Origin of the sequence: Metabacillus niabensis (assembly GCF_902829255.1) — a bacterium.
GTDB classification, from domain to species: Bacteria; Bacillota; Bacilli; order Bacillales; family Bacillaceae; genus Metabacillus; species Metabacillus niabensis.
Window position 1 is genome coordinate 1 of sequence record NZ_CADEPK010000197.1, and the last position, 10,003, is coordinate 10,003.

Annotated in this window: 11 protein-coding genes; 6 read left to right on the forward strand and 5 right to left on the reverse strand. The window is 33.9% G+C overall.

What is annotated here, in order from left to right; genetic code table 11:
* The first annotated feature begins 160 nt into the window (after positions 1-160).
* From HU235_RS13000 to HU235_RS13010, 3 genes are all read left to right on the forward strand, one after another.
* On the forward strand, positions 161-763 hold the full coding sequence (locus HU235_RS13000) for a TetR family transcriptional regulator (protein WP_174880477.1): 603 nt from the start codon (positions 161-163) through the stop codon (positions 761-763).
* Between the two features lie 13 nt (positions 764-776).
* Positions 777-1,520: an SDR family oxidoreductase gene (locus HU235_RS13005; protein ID WP_174880478.1), complete on the forward strand. Its 744-nt coding sequence runs from the start codon at positions 777-779 to the stop codon at positions 1,518-1,520.
* Between the two features lie 366 nt (positions 1,521-1,886).
* Positions 1,887-2,636, forward strand: coding sequence for an SDR family NAD(P)-dependent oxidoreductase (locus HU235_RS13010; protein ID WP_174880479.1), 750 nt, complete (start codon positions 1,887-1,889; stop codon positions 2,634-2,636).
* 97 nt (positions 2,637-2,733) lie between these two features.
* Here the strand turns inward: HU235_RS13010 and HU235_RS13015 are convergent, their stop codons facing one another.
* The gene (locus tag HU235_RS13015) at positions 2,734-3,942 is read right to left on the reverse strand and encodes an MFS transporter (protein WP_174880480.1); all 1,209 of its coding nucleotides are present in this window, start codon (positions 3,940-3,942) and stop codon (positions 2,734-2,736) included.
* Positions 3,943-3,979: 37 nt separating this feature from the next.
* On the reverse strand, positions 3,980-4,957 hold the full coding sequence (locus HU235_RS13020; RefSeq protein ID WP_095299602.1) for a dimethylarginine dimethylaminohydrolase family protein: 978 nt from the start codon (positions 4,955-4,957) through the stop codon (positions 3,980-3,982).
* A 108-nt stretch (positions 4,958-5,065) separates the two neighbouring features.
* On the opposite strand from HU235_RS13020, the gene HU235_RS13025 reads away from it, so the two are divergent.
* On the forward strand, positions 5,066-5,893 hold the full coding sequence (locus HU235_RS13025; RefSeq protein WP_174880481.1) for a MerR family transcriptional regulator: 828 nt from the start codon (positions 5,066-5,068) through the stop codon (positions 5,891-5,893).
* A gap of 55 nt (positions 5,894-5,948) precedes the next feature.
* Here the strand turns inward: HU235_RS13025 and HU235_RS13030 are convergent, their stop codons facing one another.
* Positions 5,949-6,518: a hypothetical protein gene (locus tag HU235_RS13030; protein WP_174880482.1), complete on the reverse strand. Its 570-nt coding sequence runs from the start codon at positions 6,516-6,518 to the stop codon at positions 5,949-5,951.
* Between the two features lie 101 nt (positions 6,519-6,619).
* Complete coding sequence (locus tag HU235_RS13035) at positions 6,620-7,159, reverse strand: cysteine hydrolase family protein (protein ID WP_145581156.1); 540 nt, start codon at positions 7,157-7,159, stop codon at positions 6,620-6,622.
* 444 nt (positions 7,160-7,603) lie between these two features.
* Here HU235_RS13035 and HU235_RS13040 point away from each other — a divergent pair, with 444 nt between their 5' ends.
* Entirely contained in the window at positions 7,604-8,518 is a 915-nt protein-coding gene (locus HU235_RS13040) for a helix-turn-helix transcriptional regulator (protein ID WP_174880483.1), read from the forward strand.
* Positions 8,519-8,595: 77 nt separating this feature from the next.
* Positions 8,596-9,096, forward strand: coding sequence for a DinB family protein (locus HU235_RS13045; protein WP_145581158.1), 501 nt, complete (start codon positions 8,596-8,598; stop codon positions 9,094-9,096).
* Between the two features lie 218 nt (positions 9,097-9,314).
* Here the strand turns inward: HU235_RS13045 and HU235_RS13050 are convergent, their stop codons facing one another.
* On the reverse strand, positions 9,315-9,806 hold the full coding sequence (locus tag HU235_RS13050) for a TetR/AcrR family transcriptional regulator (RefSeq protein WP_233452219.1): 492 nt from the start codon (positions 9,804-9,806) through the stop codon (positions 9,315-9,317).
* Between the last annotated feature and the right edge of the window lie 197 nt (positions 9,807-10,003).

The window sequence follows — 10,003 nt, forward strand, 5'->3', positions numbered from 1 at the left end:
TTCCTTAATAACAAATGACAAAAATTAATATTTGTCATTTGTTACGCATTGTGTTATTCTCAAAACAACTAGAAAACCACTGTTATTACATTTTAATGCTTATAGTTTCAATGAATATTCAACGTGCAAACAAACTACGAGAGAGGGTAATTAAGAAATTATGGATAAGAAAAGCGGCATATTGAGTAGGAAAGACATCTTAGACGCAGCCGAGAAAACTCTTCGTCGTTACGGCCCCAAAAAAACATCGGTAACAGATGTAGCAAAAGAATTAAATATGAGCCATGGCTCGATTTACAGGCATTTTCCGAATAAGTCAGCTTTAAAAGAAGCAGTTACAGAAAGATGGCTTGAGGAGGAAATTATGATACCTTTGCGCAAGCTTTTAAAATCTGAAGAAACATCCCCGAATCATTTGCTAAAGGATTTTTTTCTCAAGCTTACTTCCCTAAAGCAAAACCATGCAAAAAATGATGAAGAGATGTTTGAAATGTATGCGGAAGTGACAGGTGAAGCAACAGAACTTATCACGAACCATGTTAACTGCACCATTGAAATGTTAAATCAAATCATTGAGAAGGGGATAAATTTAAACGTCTTCAAACCTGTAGCAGATAAAGAGGTTATATCCCGTTCTATTTTTTATGCGACAGCAAGATTTCATCACCCTTCCCATGCCTATGAATGGAAAAATAGTAAAAGGATCAGAGAGGAATTTGAACAGGTTTGGGATCTGATACAAGATGGCTTCACTATTAAATGAAAGAGGGTAAAACATGTCAACTAATTTAAGCGGAAAAACGGCAATTGTAACTGGTGCTTCTCGTGGAATTGGAAATGCTGTAGCTAAACACTTGGCAGATTTAGGTGCTAAGGTTGTTATTAATTATTCAAGTAGTTCCGAAAAAGCTAACGAAACAGTAAAGCAGATTAAAGAAAAAGGCGGTGAAGCAATTGCATTGCGAGCCGATGTCAGCAAAACAAGCGAGCTTGAAAAGTTATTCACAGAAACAATCCATGCCTTCGGGAAACTAGACATTCTTGTTAATAACGCCGGATTAATGGAAACGAAGCCCCTGCTGGAAATAACCGAGGAGGATTTTGATCGACATTTTGCACTTAATGCAAAGGGAACCTTTTTTGCTTGTCAATTGGCGATGAAGCATATGGAAATGGGTGGACGTATCGTGAATCTATCTACTTCTGTGAACGGACAAATGTTTCCAGGCTACAGCCTTTATGCAGGAACAAAAGGAGCAGTCGAACAATTCACACGACAATTGGCTAAGGAATTCGGCCCTAAACAAATTACAATCAATGCCGTGGCACCTGGACCGGTGAACACCGAGCTCTTTACAGTCGGAAAAACAGAACAGCAAATCGATGCTTTAAAACAGATGAATGCATTTAACAGACTTGGAGAACCAGAGGATATTGCTCGTGCCATCGAATTATTAGTAAACCCAGAGTCGCAATGGATTACTGGACAGACAATTCGCGTAAACGGCGGATTTATTTAAAGAGTATATTTAGCTGCCAGGGTATCGGCAGCTTTTTACTTTTTACAAACTGTTTTTGCTTCCTTTCACGGTATTTTTACGTTCCTTCTAAGTCTTCATACTATACTTGCATGAACAAATCCCCCTGTAGTATCTAATAGGTTACCAAAACAAACGGTAACCAAATGATGAAAGCACCTTTAAAAATCCTTACTTGATTCCTCAAATGAAATAAGCGTAAGGCGTGAAATGACCACATCTTTTATTTTTGTGATATAGTTAAATTGCACTAAAGGAGAACGAACTGGGAGAAATCATAATAAGCAAAAAGTAGGTTATCATAATGGTAGCTAACCATTTAAGGGGCAATTTCAGGAGGTTTTATCCATGAGTAAAGTCGCAATAATTACAGGTGCTGGTAGTGGACTAGGACAAGCTACAGCAGTTCGCTTAGCTGAAGAAGGCGTGAACATTGTTGCTGTAGATGTGAGCGAAAAGGGCGGAAATGAAACAGTTGAATTAGTGAAAAAGCTTGGTGTAGAGTCGATCTTTATTAAAGCAGATGTCTCTAAAGCAACGGAAGTAAAAAAATATGTTGATGAAACAGTTGAACGTTTCGGAAAAATTGATTACTTCTTCAATAATGCTGGTATCTCTGGTAGTGGTAAATTCTATTTAGATACAACGATCGAAGAAATCGAGCAAATTGTTGGGATTAACTTAATGGGAGCTCTTTACGGAGTACGTTATGTTGCAGAAGTTATGCTAAAAAACGGCGGAGGTTCAATTGTTAACACTGCATCAAGTGCTGGTGTTATCGGTCAAGACTCAGTTGTAACTTATTCTGCTACTAAACACGCAATTGTTGGGATTACAAAAAGTATGGTTGCTGAATATGCGAAAGATGGACTTCGCGTTAATGCGATTGCCCCAGGACCAACTGAAACACCAATGGTTAAAGCGTTCTATGAAGCAAATCCAGAAATGAAGGCTAACGCAACAGGCGGTATTCCACAAAAACGTTTAGGTACTCCAGAAGAAGTTGCTGAGCTTGTTACATTCTTATTAGCATCAAAAGCTCAATACATTAACGGTGAAGTTATTCGTATTGACGGTGGATTCACCAACACAAAATAATATTAGACGAAAAAAAACTCGCCACTAAAAAAATGGCGAGTTTTTTGTATTATGGCTTTTATGTCTTGATTTAATCCATTATTTATTGATATTTAGCCTATGAACTTGCATTTGAAAATTCACTTAAAGACTTCTCTTTCCATGCAATCGTAAGACCTAATCCAATCATCAAAACGATTCCTGCAAAGATGTAAGGATAATGAATGTTAACATCAAATAAAATGCCACCTAGAGCTGGTCCAAAAATATTCCCTAAGCTAGTATAAGTGGAGTTCATCCCCGCGACAAAACCTTGTTGATTCCCCGCCGCTTTAGATAAAAACGTAGTTAAGGCTGGACGTAACAAATCAAATGCAAGGAAGATTATACAAGTTACAATTAAAACAGCTAAAAATCCAGATATAACTGTAGAAACGAACGATAAGAGACCACCTATTATTAAACAAAACTGAATCAGCCTTTTTTCTCCAATTTTGTTGACTAATTTTCCAAATAATAAGATTTGAATGATTACGGCAACAATAGAACTAAACGTTATAATCGTTGCAATATTCTTAGGTGTAAATCCAAATTTATGATCTGAAAATAAGCTAAAAACAGTTTCGTAGGCAGATAGCCCAAATGCTAATACAAAGACGATTATAAATGCAACTATATATGTGGGATTCATTGACTTTTTAAAGTCTTTAAAGAAAGTTGACTCCTGACCATTTGAAGTATTCATCCCACGCTCTTCTTTTGACAAAGGTTCTTTTAAAATAAAAATCGAGGTTATTGCAGCTAAACATGCAATAGCAGCAGCAAAGAAAAATGGCATCCGTATGCCAAAGTCAGCAATAAATCCTCCAACTCCAGGTCCAATAATAAAGCCAGTGCTAATCGCTGCAGATACATAGCCCATCGCTTTTGATCGTTCCTGGATTGTCGTAATATCCGCTACATATGCTGTAACTGCAGGCATAATAAACGCTGCACTAATTCCACCTAAAATCCGTGATAAATAAAATATCGATACATGAGTTCCTAATCCAAAAATCAGCTCTGACAGACTAAAAATAAATAATCCCGAGACGATCATTACTTTTCTTCCAACTCTATCTACCCATCTTCCCGCAAAAGGAGAAATAATCAGCTGTGATACTGCAAATACAGCAACAAGATACCCCATTGAACTACCGGATAAATTCATAACACTCAAAAATGAAGGCATTATTGGGATAATTAGACCCATCCCAAGAAATGCAATGAAAACATTACTTAACAATATAACTAAAATCATTTTTTGTTCTTTAATTGGCTTTTTCATATTATATTTCCCTCATTCATTTCTTTCTCTTATATACTTAGTCATTACTTCTGAAAAGAGGTTGTGTACTACATCTAAAAGCTCCTCCGAAACTTCTAGATATTTTATAATCTACATATTCGACAGTCATCCCTCTTTTTTCTAATTCCTCACCTATAAATTTAAATTCTCGGTCTGTTATATATACATTTTCATTTATCGGAAGACCGTTTGTAGCTAGCTTTGATGCATCTTCTAGTGTTACATTTATTTTATCCCAATCTTTAAGCTGCTTCGGTATACCTTCTAATAATGCGTCTTCACAAACGATCATTAACCCTTCTCTAACTAAACTTAATGCACAGTCAAGATGAAGGATTGTCGGATGAAGAGGAACCTCAACTACTTCATATCCATAATGGCCAACTAAACGTTCAAGCCATTTAATCCCATTCTCATTTGATGCAAGCCCTGACCTACCTACAAAAATCGTTTTGTTTAAGACGAGAATATCTCCACCTTCTAGAAATGGACCGTCCTCTGATTTTGGACCTTTAGATATATCTGGTTTTGGAATCGATAAATATAAACACTCATTTTTATTGGATTCGGTCACTAAAATATCTCTAACAGGTAAGACCTCATTTCTTCGATGCGGAAACCTTAAAGAACCTTCTATTAAAAAATGGCCAATTGTAAAAAACGGATCTCGTACAAAGAAGTTACTGTAGCCATCTTCTTTCCCTAATTCTTTTTCATAATCTGTTAACAGTCTAGGAACCGTTACTTCTACATGATATTTCTCTAAAACTTTTTTTAAATTTTCCCTTTCCTCTTCCCACATTTTTTGTTTGTCAGGAAATACATCTTTATAGTTTTTTCCTGATATATCTTTCCCGCTATATAGATCACTTTCCTCTTCAGCCAAGAATTTTACTTCTTCAGGATCTATTTTTACAGGAAACGCTACTTCCGACTGAGCCATTACAACTCTTTTCAAAGGAGCAAACTCACTTTCAACAAAAATGTTATTCATAAATAAACCCCCACAATTTGTCAACGATTGGTAGTTGATCCTAGTATTTATTATCCTTACCTTTTTAATACTAAGGTGTAGTGTTACACTATAGTCAAGGAGGAGCTTATGAATAATTTAACTAGTAAAGGATATTTTTCAACAGCTGAGTTCGCAAAGCTAATTGGCGTAACAAAGCATACGTTATTTCATTACGATAAAATGGGAGTCTTTTCTCCAGAAGTTAAATTGGATAATGATTATAGACTCTATTCCTATACTCAAATAGATGCCTTTTTAGTCATCTCCACTTTAAAAGAGTTGGGCATGAGTCTTAAAGAAATAAAAAATTATTTGGATAAGAGAAATCCCGAGGATTTTATCTTGCTCCTAGAAGAAAAAGAAAAAGAAATGGAAGAAAAAATCGAGAAATTAATGCAAATGAAGAAACATATTTCTAATAAGGCTAGTCTAACGAGAGAGTCTCTCTCAATTCGCGAAAATCATATTTTTATAACAACAGAAGAAGAGGAATGGATGCTTGTAACGAATCTACTTGAAGCAGAAGATACGAGGGATATGGGGATTCTCATAAGCAATCATATTTCAAATTGTAAAAATCAAGGATTATTTACCCCAAGTTCAATTGGCCATATCATTCATATTCATGATGTGAAAGCAAAGGATTATCTTAAATACTCATACTTATTCACTAAGATTAGCCATAATAAGGACGAAAAGAAAATTCATCTTAAAAGTGCGGGAAAATATTTAAATATATTCCATAAAAACGGATTTTTCTCTACTAGTAAGGCATATGAAAACTTACTTGAGTATGCTCAAAAAAATAATCTAACACTGGACAGCTATTTTTATGAAGATATAATATTAGACGAATTATCTGTGAATAGCTATGATGACTATACATTAAAAATTTGTATAAGAATTTTATCCTAAACATGCAATTTAGAAATACGATACCTCATATTGATGTATCGTACCCGATTGCTCATTAGGGATTTTTGATTTCCTGAAGCAATAATTCCAAATCATCTTTCAGATTACTTCTTGCCTGTAAATCAAATTCTCCCTGCACTTCTTGTATAGGATATTTTTGTTTATGGATTATATAATGTTTTAGTTTTAAAAAAGTCGTTAAAGGAAAATCAGCATTATACCATGCTTCTCTATAACCGATAATTCCGTGTCTTTTTATTAATGCATCTAGTTCTTTGAGTACACTCAGTAAAAAGTCATCATAGGGGTATTCCGTTTTTATTAATGTTTTAGTGTTATCTTTGCATAATTCATCTTCATAATAATCGGCTTTTATCATCAGTTTATTATGTTCTTTTAATTCAAAAGTCCAAACAATTCCCTCTGGCTCTCCCTCCCATTCACACTCAGTTTTTTTTCTTACTTCATCTTTTGGAACACAAAAAGTGTTTAAATCCATCAGTGCTCTAAGAAAATCACTTAAACAATCCGTTAAATAACTTGCTGTAAATACTAATTTCTGCCCATTAATTTCAACGATACAAGTAGCCCATCCAATTCCACTAAGATAATATTTGAACTCCACTTCTCTCACCTATTTCGATATTTATAACTAGCTTTTAACCTTATTCTTAAAGAAAATCGTCTTAATGCTAAAGACTTGTTCAATAAATTAATATAGAAGCATTATTTTAATAATAAGGATGAGCTTACTATAGTTGCTCCTAACCTCTCAATTTTACGAAGAGCATTATTCTTTTTTTTATCATTCGCACCTGCTATGCCATCTTCAATTAGAGTAACTGTCAAATCATTTTGTAGAGCACCTTTCACAGTCGCTAAAACACACCCTTCAGCAAATAAACCGACAACGTATACATCCTTTATATGATTATCCGCGATGTATCGAACTAAACTAGAATTGCTAAAAGCGTTCCCTTGTTTTTTTGAGAAATATAGATTACCTACAATTTTAAGCTGTTCATTTAACTTTGCCCCTTCACTACCTTTTAAAGAAGCATTTTTGCGAAACCAGTTTGATATATATTGATTTTTTTCAAACTCATTTCCTATATAGATAATATGTATCTTTTCTTTCAAAGCCTTTTCGATAACATTATTAATACACGTTATCATCGGCATTACTTGATTTTTTGCTACTGGCATCCGGGCATTGTCATTAGTAAAATCGTTTTGAACATCTAACACCAATAATGCTGCTTCCATATACTCACCCTTTACCTATATCTATGTGTTATTTAAAAGCTTAAAAAATCTAAAAATCCTTTCTTCCATAACCAAAAGCAGATCCCTCAACATCTAAATACTAAACAACAAAATGATTGAAGCTGTTACCAGCAAACCATAAAAAGCTTTTAAATCTAGTATAATAGTAAAGAATAACCAAGTGAAAAAAGGAAAAGAAATAAATTCCTTAAAAAAATTCAAGACTTTTTCATCTGTGTTTTCTATTATCCAGATTAATTTTACAATCGTTTTTAATTACGTTCATTTAACGAAAAAGTTTCATATGCCCATTCAATCCTTCTCTTCTGCCAATATTGTTTAAGTACAAAGTGTACAACCTGACTATTATCCAATTAAAACGTCTTGTTCCGTAAGAAACAAAGGCAAGAGAATCGTTTAATGAATGAAGAAAGGAAATGAAAATTGAAATTAGAACGTTTAATATCCATCATATTCAAGCTCTTAAACAATGAAATCTTGTCGGCTTCTAGTTTAGCTGATGAGTTTCAAGTATCAACACGGACTATTTATCGAGACATTGAAGCTATTTGTGCGGCCGGAATACCTGTCGTTTCTTACCATGGAACGAACGGCGGGTTCGGTATTATAGAAGGTTATAAATTTGATAAAAGCTTAATTGGTTCTTATGACATAGTGAATCTAATTACAGTATTAAGTAGTTTATCGAGTATTTTTGAAGATAAGGAAGTTGAGCATACGATAGAAAGATTAAAATTGCTTGATACAAGTGGAAACAATAAAACTTTATCTGTTGACTTAGAAAGCTATAGAACAGAATCGAATTCGTTAATGGAATTGCGAAAGGCAATTCATGAAAAAAGGGTAATCCGCTTTGATTATGTTAGTTATAAAAACGAATTTACATCACGTGAATTAGAACCTATTCATCTTCATTATAAGTTTAATAACTGGTATTTATATGGTTATTGCAGGGAACGTCAGAATTATAGAGAATTTAGAGTGTCGCGTATGATGAGGATTACCCTGACAGAAGAAAGGTTTCTACAGAATCACGAAATGAAAGGTGATTCATCTTATTCAAACGGCAATCTTCAAGGATTTGAGGATGTAGTCATCTGGGTGAATCCTAACTCCTTAGCTAATGTATTAGACCAATTCCAAAATTCTTCAAAAGTCATGAATAGTGATGGAAGTATGATATTTACTATTTCTGTTTATCAACCACTGAATGCTGGTTGGCTTATATCGATTCTTTTAAGCTTCGGTAGTGGAATTAAAATTATACAACCAGTGGAACTGCAATCCATTTTAATAGATGAAGCAAGAAAAATAATAAAAGTTTATGAAGATATATGACAGGCTGCTGTCATATATCTTTTTTTATAATACAAACATCAAGTTTAAAACAAATAAGGTTAAGGAGTAGATGTTAAATGAACCATGCAAAACATATGTATGAATACCATGTTTGGGCCAATAAGGTGTTACTAGAAAGAATAAAAGAATTACCAAGCAATGTTCTATATGAAGAGGTTAGTAGTTCATATCCAAATATTGCTCAGACGTTTAGTCACATTTATGTAGTAGATGTTATGTGGTTACAAGCACTTAAAGGAATTGAGATGCAAGAAGCATTGGAAGGTTCTATGGCTTTATTAGAAAGGACTAACTCATATTCTGTAGATGAATTTATTAAGTCTTTTGAAGAAGTAGCTTCACAGTACGAAGAATGGATGAATAGCCAAAAAGATTTAGAACAAAAAATGAATTTGAATAATCCTTGGTCAGGTGCTAGAGATACTGCTTACTCAGAAATTTTATTTCATGTTGCTAATCATGGTACTTATCATCGAGGGAATGTCACAACGATGTTAAGACAACAAGGGTATGCTTCGACAATGACTGACTTCGCTTTATATTGGTATCAGAGTTAAGTCAAATAAAGCATGTTTTGAAGTTATTTCAAAACATGCTTTTAAAAATAGAACGCAGGCTAACCTTTAGTGAAAGTATCTTTATAGCCATACCTTTTTCAAGCTTAATAGTCTTCTTTCAATAAAGCAGATGTTAATATATTTAAACTTAGTGTAATAAATTGTTCACCTAACAATAGTTTCATCATTGATAACCCTTGTATTGTGGCGAAAAAGCATTATGCCATTTCTGTAGCATCTCCATTTTTAAACTGACCAAGCTTCTGTCCTTTTTTGATAAGAATGACAGTTTGTTTCATCATGGCTTCACTTTGCTTTTTTAGTTGTTGAACTTGATGAGATGGATTATCTGCTGAAATGGCCTGGTTCATAATCATAAGAAAATTTGCGAATTCATCATCTTTTTTAAAGTCATTTAATATCTCTAATGAAAATTCTTTGATAACTTCATTTGGCGGCAAGTCATTATCAAACCGTTTAACAATATGCTCTAAACCTAAAGTCGCATAGGAAATAAGCTCGTTAAATAAATCATCTTTCGTTTTGTAATGACGATACAGTAGTCCAGTGCTGATGCCAGCACTTTCTGCAATATCTTGTACTCCAGTTGCCGCCAATCCTTTCTTAGCAAATAGTTTAATCGCAGCAGAATGTATTTTGTTTTTAGTTGCCAATCTCATTGCTTCAAATTGTTCTTTTGTTCTAGGCAAAAGCTCTCCCTCCTTTAACAGGAAAACATATCTTTATTTTTCCTCGTATCTTATTGACAATAAATTATTAATCCCATTTTTCTTTGCTATCTTTTCCGGTATAGGTTTTCGTTTATATTCTTTAAACCCTAATTTCTCATACAAACGCATTGCCGGAATATTCGTGTCGGCAACCTCTTCAATTAGATAATGATGAT